Origin of the sequence: Haloarcula sp. KBTZ06 (genome assembly GCF_048595605.1) — an archaeon.
GTDB lineage: Archaea > Halobacteriota > Halobacteria > Halobacteriales > Haloarculaceae > Haloarcula > Haloarcula hispanica.
The window spans coordinates 804,032-820,240 of the sequence record NZ_CP184337.1 but is presented as its reverse complement, the minus strand read 5'-3'; the positions used below and the strand labels follow the sequence as shown (position 1 = coordinate 820,240).

18 protein-coding genes are annotated in these 16,209 nt (G+C 63.2%); 10 read left to right on the top strand and 8 right to left on the bottom strand.

The features are described from left to right. The 3 genes from ACNO8S_RS04355 to ACNO8S_RS04345 all read right to left on the bottom strand — a co-directional run bounded on the left by ACNO8S_RS04355 (position 1) and on the right by ACNO8S_RS04345 (position 1,406). Positions 1–210: a hypothetical protein gene (locus ACNO8S_RS04355; protein ID WP_014039877.1), complete on the bottom strand. Its 210-nt coding sequence runs from the start codon at positions 208–210 to the stop codon at positions 1–3. 76 nt (positions 211–286) lie between these two features. Further along, positions 287–1,009, bottom strand: coding sequence for a methyltransferase domain-containing protein (locus ACNO8S_RS04350; protein ID WP_004962944.1), 723 nt, complete (start codon positions 1,007–1,009; stop codon positions 287–289). 1 nt (position 1,010) lies between these two features. Further along, positions 1,011–1,406 (bottom strand): nascent polypeptide-associated complex protein, encoded by a 396-nt coding sequence (locus ACNO8S_RS04345; protein ID WP_008310152.1) that lies wholly within the window; start codon positions 1,404–1,406, stop codon positions 1,011–1,013. 146 nt (positions 1,407–1,552) lie between these two features. Here ACNO8S_RS04345 and ACNO8S_RS04340 point away from each other — a divergent pair, with 146 nt between their 5' ends. After that, complete coding sequence (locus ACNO8S_RS04340; protein ID WP_420182539.1) at positions 1,553–2,503, top strand: AEC family transporter; 951 nt, start codon at positions 1,553–1,555, stop codon at positions 2,501–2,503. Here the strand turns inward: ACNO8S_RS04340 and ACNO8S_RS04335 are convergent, their stop codons facing one another. Both ACNO8S_RS04335 and ACNO8S_RS04330 read right to left on the bottom strand, forming a co-directional pair. After that, on the bottom strand, positions 2,504–2,989 hold the full coding sequence (locus tag ACNO8S_RS04335) for a hypothetical protein (protein ID WP_008310156.1): 486 nt from the start codon (positions 2,987–2,989) through the stop codon (positions 2,504–2,506). Positions 2,990–3,104: 115 nt separating this feature from the next. Then, on the bottom strand, positions 3,105–3,572 hold the full coding sequence (locus tag ACNO8S_RS04330; protein WP_420182538.1) for a PUA domain-containing protein: 468 nt from the start codon (positions 3,570–3,572) through the stop codon (positions 3,105–3,107). 587 nt (positions 3,573–4,159) lie between these two features. Between ACNO8S_RS04330 and ACNO8S_RS04325 the strand changes: the two genes are divergently transcribed. Then, complete coding sequence (locus ACNO8S_RS04325; protein WP_008310160.1) at positions 4,160–4,342, top strand: hypothetical protein; 183 nt, start codon at positions 4,160–4,162, stop codon at positions 4,340–4,342. 133 nt (positions 4,343–4,475) lie between these two features. Here ACNO8S_RS04325 and ACNO8S_RS04320 read toward each other — a convergent pair whose 3' ends face one another. Both ACNO8S_RS04320 and ACNO8S_RS04315 read right to left on the bottom strand, forming a co-directional pair. Further along, on the bottom strand, positions 4,476–4,973 hold the full coding sequence (locus ACNO8S_RS04320) for an NYN domain-containing protein (protein WP_004516675.1): 498 nt from the start codon (positions 4,971–4,973) through the stop codon (positions 4,476–4,478). Positions 4,974–5,173: 200 nt separating this feature from the next. Beyond that, positions 5,174–5,827, bottom strand: coding sequence for a hypothetical protein (locus tag ACNO8S_RS04315; RefSeq protein ID WP_151146735.1), 654 nt, complete (start codon positions 5,825–5,827; stop codon positions 5,174–5,176). Positions 5,828–6,339: 512 nt separating this feature from the next. Here ACNO8S_RS04315 and dapA point away from each other — a divergent pair. From dapA to ACNO8S_RS04300, 3 genes are all read left to right on the top strand, one after another. Continuing rightward, the gene (gene dapA, locus ACNO8S_RS04310; RefSeq protein ID WP_420182537.1) at positions 6,340–7,260 is read left to right on the top strand and encodes a 4-hydroxy-tetrahydrodipicolinate synthase; all 921 of its coding nucleotides are present in this window, start codon (positions 6,340–6,342) and stop codon (positions 7,258–7,260) included. Beyond that, positions 7,257–8,006 carry a 4-hydroxy-tetrahydrodipicolinate reductase gene (gene dapB, locus ACNO8S_RS04305; RefSeq protein WP_420182536.1) on the top strand — a complete coding sequence of 250 codons (750 nt, stop codon included), beginning with the start codon at positions 7,257–7,259 and terminating at the stop codon, positions 8,004–8,006. The genes dapA and dapB overlap by 4 nt, the downstream gene beginning before the upstream one ends. Positions 8,007–8,503: 497 nt before the next feature. After that, entirely contained in the window at positions 8,504–9,334 is an 831-nt protein-coding gene (locus ACNO8S_RS04300) for a 2,3,4,5-tetrahydropyridine-2,6-dicarboxylate N-succinyltransferase (protein WP_420182535.1), read from the top strand. 223 nt (positions 9,335–9,557) lie between these two features. On the opposite strand, the gene ACNO8S_RS04295 is transcribed toward ACNO8S_RS04300, so the two are convergent. After that, the gene (locus tag ACNO8S_RS04295) at positions 9,558–10,676 is read right to left on the bottom strand and encodes a bactofilin family protein (RefSeq protein WP_420182534.1); all 1,119 of its coding nucleotides are present in this window, start codon (positions 10,674–10,676) and stop codon (positions 9,558–9,560) included. Positions 10,677–11,156: 480 nt separating this feature from the next. Here ACNO8S_RS04295 and ACNO8S_RS04290 point away from each other — a divergent pair, with 480 nt between their 5' ends. The 5 genes from ACNO8S_RS04290 to ACNO8S_RS04270 all read left to right on the top strand — a co-directional run bounded on the left by ACNO8S_RS04290 (position 11,157) and on the right by ACNO8S_RS04270 (position 16,209). Further along, positions 11,157–12,683 carry an aldehyde dehydrogenase family protein gene (locus tag ACNO8S_RS04290; RefSeq protein ID WP_014039867.1) on the top strand — a complete coding sequence of 509 codons (1,527 nt, stop codon included), beginning with the start codon at positions 11,157–11,159 and terminating at the stop codon, positions 12,681–12,683. A gap of 1 nt (position 12,684) precedes the next feature. Further along, positions 12,685–13,056: a hypothetical protein gene (locus ACNO8S_RS04285; protein ID WP_420182533.1), complete on the top strand. Its 372-nt coding sequence runs from the start codon at positions 12,685–12,687 to the stop codon at positions 13,054–13,056. A gap of 121 nt (positions 13,057–13,177) precedes the next feature. After that, complete coding sequence (locus ACNO8S_RS04280) at positions 13,178–13,657, top strand: Tfx family DNA-binding protein (protein ID WP_050006886.1); 480 nt, start codon at positions 13,178–13,180, stop codon at positions 13,655–13,657. Positions 13,658–13,846: 189 nt separating this feature from the next. Then, complete coding sequence (gene lysA, locus ACNO8S_RS04275; protein WP_420182532.1) at positions 13,847–15,082, top strand: diaminopimelate decarboxylase; 1,236 nt, start codon at positions 13,847–13,849, stop codon at positions 15,080–15,082. Next, positions 15,082–16,209, top strand: coding sequence for a M20 family metallopeptidase (locus tag ACNO8S_RS04270; protein ID WP_420182531.1), 1,128 nt, complete (start codon positions 15,082–15,084; stop codon positions 16,207–16,209). Before lysA ends, ACNO8S_RS04270 begins: the two co-directional genes overlap by 1 nt.

Genomic DNA, 16,209 nt, shown 5'->3' with positions numbered 1-16,209 from the left:
TCAGTCGTTATCGCGTGTCGTGATAGTCAGCGTGCCATCGACTCGCCAGCGAGCGTGCTCGGCGTCCTCGCCGGCCTTGCTCGGGACGTCGACTTCCATGTCGTCGAAGTCGTACGTTATTTCCGCGTTGCGCCCGGTCAGGCGGTCGTAGAGTCCGATTGCGAGCTCTGGCCAGGTTGTCGTCTCCATCGGCGTTTCTGATTCGCTCATGCAGTACAGTGTACGTGCTACTACATGTTTAAAGTCGACCCCAACGACAGGGGTTTGGGTAGCCTGACAGAAGCCGTCAGGGCCGCCGCGCGAATGTCAGGTAGCCGGTATGCCCGACGCCACCGGTCGATGGGCGGGAGCCGCGGTCGTCGAAGTCCATCTCCCGCTGGATGGTGTCGAGCGTCTCGACGCCGTCAAGACCGACCTCGGTGGCCGTCGCCACGACCTCGCGCGTGTTTTCCACGAACGGGGAGTACACCGCCAGCGATCCGCCACGGTCCAGCAGCGTCGGCGTTCGCTCGACCACAGTCGGGGCGTCCTCGGTGTCGAGCGTCAACACGTCAAAGCCCGAGAGGTCGTCGAGGTCGTCGGTGATGTCGCCGGTCCGAACCTCGACGGTGTCCGCGACGCCAGCGATCTCCATGTTCTGTCGCGCCACCTCGGCGAACTCCGGGTCCTGCTCATAGGTGACCACGTCAGCGCCAATGCGGCCCATGTACGCGCTGAGGATGCCGGTCCCGGTGCCGGCGTCGAGGACGCGGTCCGCCGCTGCCACGCCGGTCTTGCCGACGACCAGCCCCACGTCGCGGGGCATCATCGGCGCGCCGGTGCGTTCGAGGTGGGTGAACAGGTCCGGGCCGCGCAGTCGGCGGACGGTGAAACCGGTGCCTAGATGCGTCTCGACGACATCGCCCGGTTCCACGTCCTCGGGGACCTCCAGAATACCGAGGTCGGACTCGAAGCGCTCGCCGGGGTCCAGCAGGTACTCGCGGTCTTCGTGGACGAAGAGATACGCCACGTTACTCCAGTTCGTCGACCGCGTCGGCGAGGTCGCCGTCGTTGGCTTCCAGCGCTTCTCGCGCAGTGTCTTCGTCGACGCCCGCCCGCATCGCGACGAGTTCGACGTCGTCCTCGTCGACGCCGGAGTCGCTGCCGCTCTCGTCTGCGTCGTCCGCAGCCGCCGCGGCCGAGCCCTCGCCGGAGCCGAGTTCGCGGCTCTCGGGTTCGCCGACGACCTGATACGTCTTCTGGCCCTGCGCTTCCATGAGCTGGACCTCCGCGTCGTCGAAGACGAGCTCCTCGTCCGGGGTGCGGATAATTACTTCCTGCGCATCGATGTCCTCCATGTCGATGCCCATCTGTTCCATCATCTGCTTCATCTTGCGCGGGTTCATCCCGCCGCCTCCGCCAAACATACGTGTGACTGGCGGGGCAGGGCAGAAAAGCGTAGCGACCCGGGCTCGGACTGGAGTCCGTCGCGGGGCAGGCCGGTCGACCGGGCGAAACCGGCACGCTCCCACGGCTTCGTAACGATTCTAAGGCTCGCCCGTCCATCTCCGCCGTGTCACTGCTGTCCATCTTCGCCACGGCCATCCTCCCGGTCGTCGCCGTCGCTGCGGCCGGCTTCGCGCTCGGCCGGGTGAAAGGTACGGACCCGGACGCGCTCAACACCATCACGGTGTACGTCCTCGCGCCCGCGCTGGTGGTCCACAGCCTGACAACGTCCTCGCTGGCCGGCGATACGATTCTGAGCGTCGTCCTCGCTGTCGTGCTGTTCACCGCGGCGATGCTTCTCATCGCGGAGGGCGTCGGCCGCCTCACGGGGCATTCGGAACCGCTGCTCGGCGCGTTCGTCCTCGTCGCTATCTTCCCCAACACCGGGAACTACGGCATCCCGCTGGCGGATTTCGCCTTCGGCGCGACCGGGCGCAGCACGGCCGTCCTCGTGACCGCGCTGCAGGGCGTGCTACTCTACACCGTCGGCATCTACATCGCCGCCCGGGGTAGCGGCGACAGCCCGCTCGCGGATATGCGCCGTGTGTTCGGCGTGCCGCTCGTCTACGCTGTCGTCGTCGCGCTTGCACTCCGATGGGTCGGCGCAGTGCCGCCCACAGACTCGACAGTGATGCAGACACTCGAACTGCTTGGCAACGCCTCGATTCCGGTGATGTTGCTCATTCTCGGCATCCAGCTATCGAACGTCGACGGGAACAGCGATTTCCGGTCGGTCGGGATCGCCAGCGCGTTGAAACTCCTGCTGGCGCCAGTGCTCGCGTTCGCCGCGGTGCTCGCGGTCGGGTTCCAGAACCAGACAGTCGCGCGGGTGGTCGTGCTCCTGTTGGCGACGCCGACCGGCGTGACGACCATCATCCTCGTCGGCGCGTTCAGCCATCAGACTGGCGACCGCTCGCCAGGCGAATTCGTCAGCGCGACCGTGTTCCTGACGACCGTCGTCAGCGCGGTGACGGTGACGGTTCTCGTGTGGCTGCTGCAGTCCGGACTGGTGCTGTGACTACTCCTCCCAGTATATCCGTATCTCCTCGGCGGTGATGTCGACGAAGTGGTTCGAGCCGTTTCTGACCGCGAACCGGCCGATAGGCCGGTCGATGGTCCGGCTGGGGCCACCCTCCACCTGGACAGTGATCGTGTATTCGCCGGTCGCACCGATCATCGGGTCATACTCGACCGACTCGCCGGCAGCCAGCGTCGCCGTCTCGTCCAGTACCGCCGTTTCGTTTCTCGTGATAGTGAGTGTGACAGTCTGCTCGCTGTCCGTGTCGTTGTCGACGACAAACAGGATCGGGTCGTCCGGAGCGGGCGTTACTGTCGGCGTCGGCGTGTCCTGCCGTGTACTGGTCACTGCCGTTGTCGGCTGTTCCTGTGGCGTCGTTGTGGCTGTCGATGATGTCGAATCGTCCGTCGACGTGTCGTCACCGGGCGCACTGCAGCCGGCAACTGGGGAGAGCGCAAGCGCGGCGAGGAGCGTGCGGCGGCGCATATCGCTCGTCTCGAAGGGAGCAGCAAATGCTTTCTGTCATACTAATCCTTGTCGACCATCCTGGATAGTGCCAACCCACGAGGGCGGCACGCCCCGGCGATCGCCACAAAACCCGTCAGTCCTCTGCGCCCTGCCGGACCTTCACGGCCATGCCCGTCTCGAAGTCGTCCATGCCGCTGCCGGGCAGTTCCGCGCGACCGACGGCGAGTAGATAGCCGTCCTCGTGGACGACGAGGGCTTCGTCGCCCGGACGGAGAGCGCTGTCGGCGGACTGGACGAACTTCGCGAAGGCGTTGCGGCCCTCACGGATGAAGGGCTCGCTCTCGTCGCCGACGACCACGCGGTGTCGCGGCCCGTCGAAGGCATTGAGGAGTCTGCTCCCGCCGGCGAGTCCGAGCCGAAAGCGCCCGTCGTCGCCGTACGTAGCGATCCGGCCATCCGTGGCATGGACCTGCCGCGGACGGCCGGAGCTGGTGTGTGTTACGTCGAGGGCGTCAGCGCCGGCGAACAGCGCTGTCCCGCCGCCACCGCCGAACTGGTAGTCGGCCGCGCGCCGGAGCCCGCGGAACTCGTCGTCGCTCATTGCCCGTGTTCGATGCCGGGTGATAAACCGCCTTTCGGTTCTGTCCGTGCCACTGTTCGACGCAGTCCGAAAGGAAATGTTTGCCCGACCGTGGCTGCCCGAACCACGGCCGACCGAAATCGTGTGGCGATGGTGAATGCCACTCCCCCAATCCGTTCCGAATCACCGGTCCGGCCCTATGGGTGACGGAGTCCCGAACCGGAATGCCATTGGTTCGCTCCGTCAATCGCCCCGGCCCGAGTACACGGGGCGTGTGCCTCTGTATCCGATCCGCGGTCAGCGATCCGACCACGACGCCTGGAACTGCAGTGGGTCTCCATCTCGCGCCTGTTCCGTGACGAGCGCGAGGGTGTACCGACTATCCTCAGCATGTGGCAACACGCCGTCTCTGTGACCCAACTGGTCGGGGGAACTACACGGGGATGTGTTTGCTGCTTCAGTTATGCAGGTGGGCCGGAATTTCCGTTCTGCCGGGCCGGAGCGGTGGCGTCTCTCAGGAAAGATGTGGGCATTGCTTCCTAGTACCATACTTTCCTCCGTCGATTTTGGGGAAATTTATACCGGATGACTTCCAAGTGACGGGTGACATGGCTACAGACACGCGAAAAGTGATTCTGGGCGCTGCGCTGCTGGCGATCAGCACCGTGCTCATCCTTGGTACAGGGGCAATCGACATCGGCATCCCGGCCGCTGCCGGAGCGCTGGCTGCACTTGGGCTGGCCGCCGGAGCCCTCCTCGTTGGAACGTCAGAAGACGGTCGCCCGGTCTAACCGCCGAGAGCCTTTTCCTTCGAAACCCAAGCACAAGTAGCTTTGAGCCTGTCGAGCCACAGGAAGCTATTCCGGTTACGGTTGGGCCAGTGGTGGAGACAGCGCCGGAGCGACCGCCCACACACTGGGTCGGCTATAGCAGGAACCGGTCGGAATCGTCGCTCATATCGATGAACCCATCAACGGCCGCTTTGAGGTCTTCGGAGGACGACTCTTCGAAGCCCATCGCTTCGACGCGACAGCCTTCGTGGCGGAGATACCGACACACACGAGCGAAGTCCCCGTCGCCGGTACAGAGCACGACCGTATCGACGTGATTCGCTAGCGAGACCGCGTCGAGACTCATCCCGACATCCCAGTCGGCCTTCTTCGATCCGTCCTGGAACGTCTTGATGTCCTTGATGCGCGTCTCGAAGCCGATGTCGACGAGCGCTTCGAAAAACGACTCCTCTTCGGGCGAATCCGCGCGGATGACGTAGGCGATTGCGCGGGTCAGTTCGCGGCCGTCAACGGCCTCTTCCAGTAGTGCCTCGTAGTCGATGTTCCGCGAGTAAAGACTCCGGGCAGTGTGATAGAGGTTTTGCGCGTCGGCCAGTACGGCCACGCGCTGTCCCGGCTGGGAAACTGTCATATCAGGTATTGGCTATCGGCCCGAATATGCTTTCGGGATACAAACGTGAAAGAACGGCGTAATTATGCCCCAACTAACCAGTTGTTGTCGCTTCAGCAGCTCTAGCCGTGGATAGAATATGTCAATAAGACGGTCTTACTACCGAGGAGTGCAGTCAACTTAGTGAGCACTGTGTTTCACTCGGACAAGCGCAAAACAGCCTACTTCTGGAGGTCGAACGCAACTGCTACCGGAGTAACTGTCCAGTAGACGAACCGATACCGACCGGAGACGAGTTCAGGACACACAGTAAAATCCTTCTCGTCAGGAACAACCCCCTCTTCGGTCAGACGGAGCGACCATTCAAATACCTGCCCAGGCGCTGCCTCGGTACCCATATCCACGTATTGAAACTCATCGTCCCCGGTCTGTCCACGGACATCTTGCCAGCCATCTTCAGTGAGCAGTTCGATCTGGTACAGATACTTAAGACCCAGAGAGAGGGTGCTATCAGACGTGTTTGTCAGCGTAATTTGGGCTGTGTCACCGTATTCAAACGCTGTCCCATCAATCCGTAGTGATACATACCCGGTATCTCCCCACGGAACGGAGCCTTCGTCATACATTGGCGGGTGGCGAGTGAAGTTGCCCTTCTCACACGAGAGTTCTTTTACCGGGGACTCAGGACTCTCAGCTGGCCGAATGTGACCACTGAGTTGACGCTCTGTCATCTCTTCGGTATTTCCAGCTGTTTGTTGCTCAGTGTTCTCGGTTTCCGTTTTTGCAGCTGTCTCGGTCGGATCACTGCTGGTACTCGAACAGCCGGCGAATCCGAAGACGCTGGAGGTGGCTAAAAGATAGTGTCTTCGACGCATACCTGCCGATATTATGTACCTTGCAGTATGTGTTTTGTGACCGATACTTATGTGTTATTGTCAGAATGTAATGTGTACACCTCTGACCGCTTGTTTCAGACAGGACGCAAATACCAAAATGCAGTCGGGCCTGCTCCAGCAGCGTCTCCCAGACAAGCCGAGGGAAACGCTGGCGTACTGCCACACGATGGGGGGTCCCGCCGTCTCCATGCGACGACTCGATAAGGCTTCGAATGCACTGTGAAAGGCGACAGCGAGAACACAAAAGCTAAGTCGGTCACGCTTGGTTACTCGACCATGCGACGACGCCGTCAGTCCGGAACCGCCTCGTGGCTCCCCGGTGAGGGCGTCGTCCGTGCGAAACGCAAGCCGACGTTTTAGCGACTCGTGGCGGACGTGGCGACTCCGTCTCGGGTCAGGACGTTTGACACACAACAGCCGGCGGTATCGGCCGGCTATCGCACCGTTTCCGACCGGACAACCGAACCCACAGCGACACCACACACTCAGCAATGACAGCTATCGACTTCCGCGGCGTGTTCCCGGCTATGTGCACGCCGTTCCACCAGGACGGCAGTATCGACTTCGAAACACTCCAAGAGGACGCCCAGCGGCTCGAATCCGCCGGCGTCGACGGCCTCGTTCCGGTCGGCTCGACCGGTGAATCGGCGACGCTCTCGCACGACGAACACATCGAGGTCGTCGAGGCGGTCATCGACGCCGTCGACGACGTGCCGGTCATCGCCGGCTCGGGGTCGAACAACACCAAGGAAGCGCTGGAGCTGTCCCGGCGCTCCGCCGAGGCCGGCGCTGACGCGCTGTTGCTCATCTCGCCGTACTACAACAAGCCCGAACAGCAGGGGTTCCTCGACCACTACACGACGCTGGCTGACGCCGTCGACCTGCCACAGATCGTCTACAACGTCCCCTCGCGGACGGGCCAGAACATCGACCCGGATACGGCGGTCGAACTCGCCGCACACCCGAACATCCGGGCCTATAAGGCTGCGAGCGGCGACATGGGACAGATTTCAGAGATCATCGAACGCACGCGGGACGAGGACTTCGCGGTGCTGTCCGGCGACGACGGGATGACGCTACCGATGCTGTCGGTCGGCGGGACCGGCTGTATCTCCGTCTCGGCCAACATCGAACCGGAGCGCACCTGCGCGATGGTCGGTGCGGCGCTGTCCGGCGACTTCGAGCGAGCGAGAGCGATTCACCACGAACTCGGCCCGCTGTTCCGCGCACTGTTCGTCGAGACGAACCCCATCCCGGTCAAGGAGGCAATGCGGATCAGAGGCTACGGCCCGGCGTACCTCCGCTCGCCGCTAACCCGCCTGTCCGACGAACACCTCGACCACCTGCGTGACGTGCTCGCGACGCTCGAAACCGAAGACCTCGAAGACGAGTACGCGGAGGCCGAGCGATGACGCGGGTGGCGGTCAACGGCGTCACCGGCCAGATGGGTGGCGCTGTCATCGAGGCCGCCACCGACAGCGAGGTCGTGGTCGGCTTTGCGACCAGCGATACCAACGCGGTCGACGGCGTCCCTGTCGTCGACCCCGCCGATGCCGCCGAGGCACTCCGGGAGTACGACGTGGACGTTGTCGTCGACTTCGCTGTCCCAGAGGGTGCGCTGACCGTCGCCGAAGCCTGCGTCGAAGCGGGCGTCTCGATGGTCGTCGGAACCACCGGCTTCGACGAGGACGGGATGGCCAGTCTGCGAGACGCCAGTGAGGAGGTTCCGCTGCTGAAGGCGACCAACTTCTCGCAGGGAATTCAGGTCCTCCAGCGCCTCGTCAGCGAGGCCGTCGGGACGCTCGACGACTACGACCTCGAACTCATGGAGACCCACCACAACCGCAAGGTCGACGCGCCGTCGGGGACGGCCAACAGCATCCTCGACGTGATCCAAGAGGAGCGCGACGTAGAGCCGGTGTACGGCCGGGAAGGGCACGCACCGCGCGACGACGACGAAATCGGCGTGTTCGCCAGGCGAGCCGGTGACATTCGCGGGGAGCACGAACTCGTACTGGCCGGCAACGACGAAGTCCTCTCGCTCTCCCACCGGGCCGAGGACCGCGGTGTGTTCGCCGCCGGCGCACTGGACGCGGCGACGTGGCTCGTCGGCCGCGACGCCGGCTGGTACGAGTTCGGCGACGTTGTAGACGCCTGAGCGAGAACGGGAGGGAAACACGGGACGGTTTTCAGCGGTCTACTCGCCGTAATTGATTGCGGTTCTATAGTAGCCGTTGAAAATCAATGCACACCTGATCGGACGACTGTAGTGCGATCAGTGTGTAAATCGTTTCAATTGTTACTATCGACGGATCGGTGAGCGGCGACCATATTGACACCCGGTATTCGGAAAATATGAATATGTGATAATACACACTCGAATACCTCTCTCAATACCACGGTCAGCCTTATATGTCGGAGTTGCCGCGTATCGTCTATGGCTACGAACCAGCGCGTACAACTACCAGCGACCGATTGCCCGCGATGTTCCAGCGAATTCGAGGCGACGGCACCGCGCATCAGTATGTGCCGGGAATGTGGGTACATCCCCGGCCGCGGGTCCGACTGAGAGAACGACAGGCGGAAAATGCGGCATGGTAGCACACCCATCCCGAAACCCCGATAGGTAAGCCCCCGGCGTCGCAACCGGGAAGTATGAGCCTCAAAGCCGATATCGGCGACCTCTGGCAACGGAAACAGGACGGCCTCTCGGCGGCCGACACGACCGACGACCACCTCGCTGTACTCGATGAATTCCTCACGGCGCTGGAAGCCGGCGAGGTCCGCGCCGCGGAGAAGTCTGGCGGCGAGTGGGAGGCGAACGCGTGGGTCAAGCAGGGCATTCTGCTGAACTTCGGCCTGCGCGAGACCGTCGCCCGGGAGTACGGCGGCGTCGACTACCACGACGTGCTCCCACTCCGGGAGACTGAGGACCTCGGCGAGCGCGGGACCCGCAACACGCCGGACGGCACGACCATCCGCCGTGGCGCGTACCTCGGTGAGGACTGCATCATGATGTCGCCCTCGTTCGTCAACATCGGGGCGTACGTCGGCGACGGGACGCTCGTCGACTCCTGTGACACCGTCGGCTCCTGCGCCCAGATCGGCGAGAACGTCAAGCTCGGCGCGAACACGCTCATCGGCGGCGTCCTCGAACCGGTCGAGAACGCCCCAGTCATCGTTGAGGACGAGGTATCGCTGGGCGCTGGCTGTCGCGTCACCAGCGGCTTCGTCGTTGGCGAAGGCTCGATTGTCGGTGAGAACACGCTCCTGACGCCGCGGATTCCCGTCTACGATCTCGTCAAGGACGAGGTACTGTACGGCGAACTGCCGCCGGAACGGCGCGCCTTCCAGCGCTTCGTCGACTCTTCAGTCGGCGAGAACGACCTGATTCCCGGCGGGGCGTACAAGCCCGCTGTGGTGGCGACCGATGTCGAGGAGGAGACGCTGGAAGCGACGGAGAGAGAAGACGCGCTTCGGGAGTAGCGAGGGCGCGCGAAGCGCGGCCCTCGGTAAAGCGAACGGTGAGCGAAGTGACCCGCGAGCAATGGAGTTTCGACCGTGGAGAGCGCTCTCGGCATCACCTCGTCCGGCGAGCGCATCTGGTGGACGGACTGATAGTTCAGACAGTCTACGCCACGGTCAAGAGCTGTTGAGTATCGAAGCTGAGTGACTGGAGGGGAACCAACGGCGGCATGTCGCTCGGACTTCAGGCCGCGGTGGTATCGCTGTCGACCTCGTCAAGCGTCGTTTGCCGCCCGTCTGCGACGTTCCCACGGCGCTGGTAGGACTCTCTGAGGGTGAGTGCCAGTGCGCCGAGGCCGAGTAAAAGCGCAAGCAGTTCGAACGCCCACCCGACAACCGGTATCGCACCGAGAATTGCAAACCCGATGAGGCCGACGGTCAACGCGAGCCAGCGGTTCTCCCGGTCAGCGAGCGAGAGCGCCCACGACCCAGCGGCGAACTGGCCGTAGACGACGGCGACCCACACCGCGACGCCGAAAACGACGGCACCGACCAGCGAGAGCGGGATGCCGACGATGGTGAACAGGAGAACGACGAGGACGACGGGCACGGCGACGAGTGTCAGCAGGCCGACGCCCCCGGACTTCGCCGGGCGCTCCGCGACGTGTCCGGCGACGCGCGCTGAAAACGACGGGAAGGCGGCCAGTAGGATCGCACCCAGCAGGAGGTTTACGAGCAGGCCGTAGACGACACCGATCCATGACGGAAGCGCGAACTCGCCGGAGTCCGGCCCGGCGCTGTCGCCGATGCTCTCGTCCTGAACGACACTCCCGCCGATGGTGGCCTCGGGATCGCGGGTGAACGTGGCTGCGTCGTAGCGGACGTCGCCGCCGACCGACGCCGTCGGCCCGAGGACGAACTCCTCTGCACCAGCACGGACGGTCCCGTCGACCGTCCCATGAATCGCGAGGAAGCCAGCACCTGCTTCGAGGTGTCCGCCAATCTGGGCTGTCTCGCCGATCTCGACTGTCCCGCCGGCGACGCTGACGTTGCCGCCGACAGTGCCGTCGATACGGACAGTCCCCGCCGCAGCCTCGATGTTCCCACCCACCTCACCGGCCTCGGTGACGTGGACGGTCCCTGCCGCGGTTTCGACGTCTCCGGTCACCGTCCCGCGAACGATGACCGTCCCGGCGACCCCCTCAACGCTGTCGTACGTCTCGTCAGGTCCGATGATTATGGTTCCGCTTGCTCCCTGATACGACTGCGCGGCAACGGTACCGGCCACAGTCGATAGCAAAACGAGCGACACGAGCGCGAGCGTAGCGACCCGGAGGCCGCCGCTGGCGTGTCTGGAAGACATGCGATTTGATTGTATTGGGAACATGATAAATGTGTGATAACATTATCAGGCAGCGAGAACGCCACCCGAACGGTGTGAGCCGGGCCGCACTCGTCCAGACCGAGCGGTCTGTCCGCGCCGCGGTGTTGTCGTCGCCGATGGAGAGGAGACACTGAAAACAATGGAGCCAGAAGACGCACGCAGAGAGAGTGGGTGTGCGCGGAGTAGCGGCCCTCGCAACGTGGACATCGGCCTCTGGGACTGGACCGAAACGAGCGTTTCTGTATCGGTATGTGATTTTAGTTATAAGACGGCAGCGGTTCCTGACGACGCTCTCCAGCGATCTCACAGGCGAAATGTCGAGCGTGTATTAGGACTGTATTAGGTGATGTGAAACCTATAGTGGTTTCTTTTTGGCCGAATCCTGAGTTTTTGTAATCGCTACTGGCTACACTACCCTGAAACTTTAAGTATTGATAGCATGAAATATTTGCCGTAGATATGTCTAGTGACAGCAAGCAGCAGAGCGCAACCGAGCGGAAGTCAGCGATAAAGAAGCGTCACGAACAGGCGGCAAACGAGGTGCTGCCGGATCGGCGGGAACTGTACATCGGTGGGGAATGGGTCCAGAGTAGCGCCGGGAAGACATTCGAAACGATAGACCCGACAACCGGTGAACCGCTTGCGGAAGTGCAAGCCGGCACTGCGGAGGATATTGACAGTGCAGTTGCGGCCGCATGGGACGCCTACGACGAGACGTATAGCGATATGTCTACAGGCGCACGCCAGGCAATGCTGGATAGTATCGCAGATGCCATTGCGGAGCGCAGCGAGGAGTTCGCGAAGCTCGAAAGTTTAGATAACGGGAAACCGATTAGCGAGGCTCGGATCGATATTGACCTCGTTATCGACCACTTCCGGTATTTCGCAGGTCTCGCTCGGTCGGGCGAGGGACGGACCATTGAAACTGACGACAGCCGGCACGTCCAGACGCTCCGGGAGCCGTATGGGGTTGTTGGACAGATAATCCCGTGGAACTTCCCGTTGCTGATGGCGGCCTGGAAGCTCGCCCCGGCGCTGTCGGCCGGTAACACCGTCGTACTGAAGCCTGCCGAGGAGACGCCGCTGAGTATTCTCAAACTGATGGAAATTACGGAAGATGTGATTCCCGACGGCGTCGTTAACGTCGTCACCGGGTTCGGTCCGGAGGCAGGGGAGCCGCTCTCGAAACACCCTGACATCCGGAAGCTAGCGTTCACTGGATCGACAGAAATCGGGAGTAAAGTGATGCAAAGCGCCGCCGAAACCATCACTGACGTGACGCTGGAACTGGGCGGAAAGAGTCCGCTCATTGTGTTCCCCGATGCAGACCTGGAACAGGCTGTCCAGACGACGATTACGGCAATCTTCTTTAACACCGGTGAGTGTTGCTGTGCCGGGTCACGGTTGTTCGTCCATGAAGACATCAAAGACGAGTTCCTGAATGAGCTTGCGGCTGCAGCCGAGGACCTAACTGTAGATGACCCACTGCTGGAGGCGACAGACCTCGGCCCGAAAGTGACCGCAGAGCAGGTCGAGCGGACGCTGGGCTACATAGAGGAGGCAGAACAGGAAGGAGCCGCTTTCGTCACCGGAGGGAGTCAGCCGGACGACGAAGCCCTTTCGGATGGCTGCTTCGTCGCGCCGACACTTATTGACGAGATTGACCACGACAGCAAACCGGTCCAGGAAGAAATCTTCGGCCCGGTTCAGGAAGTGTTCAGCTGGAGCGAGTACGATGAGATGATGGAACTGGCTAACGATGTCGACTACGGTCTCGCAGCAGGAGTCCTCACAGAAGACCTCTCGAAGGCGCACCAGTGTGCAAAAGACATCGAAGCGGGGAACATCTGGGTCAACACCTACAACGACTTCCCGGCAGGCCAGCCGTTCGGCGGATACAAGCAGTCGGGAATCGGTCGAGAGATCGGCGAGGAAACGATCGAACATTACACGCAGACGAAGACGGTGAATATTTCACTCGATTGACGTGAGCGTCCCGTTCCCGCAAGTCCCTCCCGGACAGATTGAAGCCGCCAACGTGTCCATCGCCCCCGACGGGACGAAATACGTCGTCCCGTCAGGGATGCACGAGCGGCTGTTCCGGGCAGTGGTGCCCGACGCTGCTGCGGGGACACGAGACCCCAAAACCGAACTGGCGCTGGCCGGATGGGTGTCACTGCATACAGATGGGCTGACCAGACGTGTGTATATCGACGCTCCGGATGACTTCGCCGAAGTTGCCGTCGTAAAGCGGTTCGCCCGGTCACACGACGCCGAATCGATTGTCATGGCACGCCACCCAAGCGGCGACGTGACCCGCTGGCAGTCGCCAGGCGCTGTGTCCGTTACCGAACAGTGAACTCGGCAGTCAGCAGTCTGTGCTGTCGCTCAGGGTCAGTCCACCTTACTTAGTACGGCCAGGGATGGCCGCTCGCGGCTGGCAACAACGTTGTTTTCAGTCCAGCTACCGACCTGTGGCTATGGATGAACGAATCGACCCGGACGAACTGCTCGCTGCTGTCGGCTTTGATGCGGACGAGAGCGTGCTAACGCGCCGGCAAGCGGAGGTACTTGCGCTCCGCGAAAACGATGTCCGTCAGAGCGATATCGGGGAGTTGCTCGGCACGTCACGCGCGAATATTTCGAGCATAGAGCGGAATGCGAGAGAGAACGTCGAGAAGGCACGCCAGACAGTCGCCTTCGCGAACACCCTGACTGCACCGGTTCGTGTCGACATTGCAGTCGGGACCGACATCTACGATGTTCCGCAAACGGTGTACGCCGCCTGTGATGAGGCCGGTGTCGAGGTCAATTACGGCTCCTCAAATCTGTTGCAACTCGTCGATGACGCCGTCGATGGTGCGATTCAGCAGGACACGGTGCAGGTACCACTCCGCATTGATGTGACAAACGACGGTGTCGTACACGTTCGAGAACGGTCGGCAGAACGCACAGAGTAACCGGGAACAGTACTGCTGGCTCGAATCGGCAGGCACGGCTCACATACCGGTGTGTCCTCACGCGCCGACAGACGATTGTTGCGCAGCACCGTCCGCATCCGACCGTCGCCCGATAGAGAGATGGCCAGTTGGGGCGCTGTGTGTATCGAAACGGAACCCTTGTTAGCCGCCGACACCGTGGTTTCCCCAATGAGCCACGACTCGCCGCCGGTCCGCCGCCTCGCGGACTGGGACCACGAGCGTCTGGAGGCGGTGGCTGCCGAGCACGGCACGCCGCTGTACGTCGTTGATCTCGACCGCGTCGCCGAGAACTACGAGCGATTCGCCGCGGCGTTCCCCGACGCCCATGTCATGTACGCCGCGAAGGCCCACACCGGACAGGCCGTTCTGTCGAAACTGCTTGAGACGGGCGCGGACATCGAGTGTGCGGCCTGGGGGGAACTCCAGCGGGCTATCGACGCCGGCGCAGACCCGAACACGCTCCAGTACACGGCCGTCAATCCGCCGGACCGCGACCTCGACCGTGCCGTCGAACTGGCGGCAGAGCACCCCGGGCTGACGATTACGGGGGGCGCGCGGGACACCTTCGACCGCCTCGAAGAGCGGGGCTACGACGGCCGGGTCGCCATCCGCATCAATCCCGGTATCGGGACGGGCCACCACGAGAAGGTCGCGACGGGGAAAGACGCCAAGTTCGGCATTCCCTACGACGAGGTGCCCGAGGTCGCGGCCGATGTGCGCGAGCGGTTCGACCTCGTCGGCCTGCACGCCCACGCCGGCAGCGGCGTCCTTCACGACGACCTCGACGACCACTGTCGGGCCATCGGGAAGGTCGCCGACATAGGCCGAGAAGTCATCGCCGACGGCGCGGAACTGGACTTCGTCGACTTCGGCGGCGGCTTCGGCGTTCCCTACAGGGAGACTATCGAGCCGCTGGACATGGATACTGTCGGCGAGAAGGTCCGCGAGGCGGTCGGGGAACTCGACGCGCAGGTCAAACTCGAACCCGGCCGGTACGTTGTCGCCGACGCCGAGTGCATCCTCACTGAGGTCAACACGGTCAAGGAGACGCCGGCGGCAACTGTCGTCGGCGTCGACGCCTCGCTGGCAACACTCATCCGACCGGCAATGTTCGGCTCCTACCACCCGATCCGGAACGTCACCGCGCCGGAGCGGGAGGCCGAACCGGTGTCGGTCGGCGGTCCCTGCTGTACGAGCGCCGACGTGTTCTGCACTGACCGACCGCTCGCTCGACCCGAGCGGACTGACCTGCTCGCCATCGGCAACGCCGGCGCGTACGGCTACGAGCTGGCCAACCAATTCCACTCCCAGCCGCGGCCGGCGGAGATCGCCTTCGAGGGCGGCGAGACGCGAGTCGTCCGCGAGCGCGAGACGCTGGCGGACGTGACCCGCATGGAGCGGTAATGGCGTTCGACATCCCCTCGTTCCACCGGCAGGCCGTCGAGACGCCGTCACACGAGCGCGTCGACGACATGCGCTCGTTACTGGTCGACACGCTCGAAGACGCCGGCGAGTACCCGGAGATAGACGACCTCGGTAACGTCGTCGCGTCCCGTGGCGATACCGACGGGACCCATATCCTGCTCAACACGCACATCGACACCGTGCCGCCGCATTTGCCCTACGAGCGGCGGACGGAGCCGCCGGGGCCAGACGAGAGTATTGATGGCTCTGGCGGTGACGGGGACGGCGACATCGTCTGTGGCCGCGGAGCCTGCGATGCGAAAGGGCCGCTCGCGGCACTCCTCGATGCGTTCCTCACCGTGACGCCCGACGACGGCCGCGTCACGCTGGCGATTTCCACCGACGAGGAGACGACACAGACCGGCGGCGCACACCTCGCGGACACCATCGACGCCGACGGCTACATCGTCGGCGAGCCGACCGGCCTGGACGTCTGTACGGCCGCCCGCGGCCAGTTCGAGGGGACGGTCACCATCCACGGCGAGAGTGCCCACGCCGCCGACCCCGGCAGCGGCCACAACGCGATTCGAGCCGCCGCGCCGATACTGCAGGCGATGGAGAGTTACGAGGAAAAGAAAGGGCCGGGCGAACACGAAACGCTCGGTTACCCCATTCTCACCCCGTCGATGGTGGAGGGCGGCGAGGCGACCAATCAGGTCCCGGCAGAGTGTATCATCACGTTCGACCGGCGGAGCGTCCCGCCGGAGACGAGCGAATCGTTCTGTGCCGACCTGCAGGCCCACCTCGAACAGTGGCTCCCGGAGTCGATGGACCTCACCGTGGACCTCATCCGCCCGGATACGCCGTTCCCCGAGGCGTTCGCGACCGACACCGACGCAGAACTGGTCCGCACGCTGCAGGAAGCAAGTGGCGGCGGGGTCCGGCAGTTCGGGGCCGCGACGGAAGCTTCGTATTTCGCGAGCAACGGGCCGACCGTGGTGTTCGGTCCCGGCGACCTGAGCGATGAGATGGGTGCTGTCGCCCACTCGAAACGCGAGTACGTCCGTCTCTCGGAGGTTCGGACGGCCGCGCGAGCCGTGCGGGAGACGGTCGAACGGCTGGTCTGA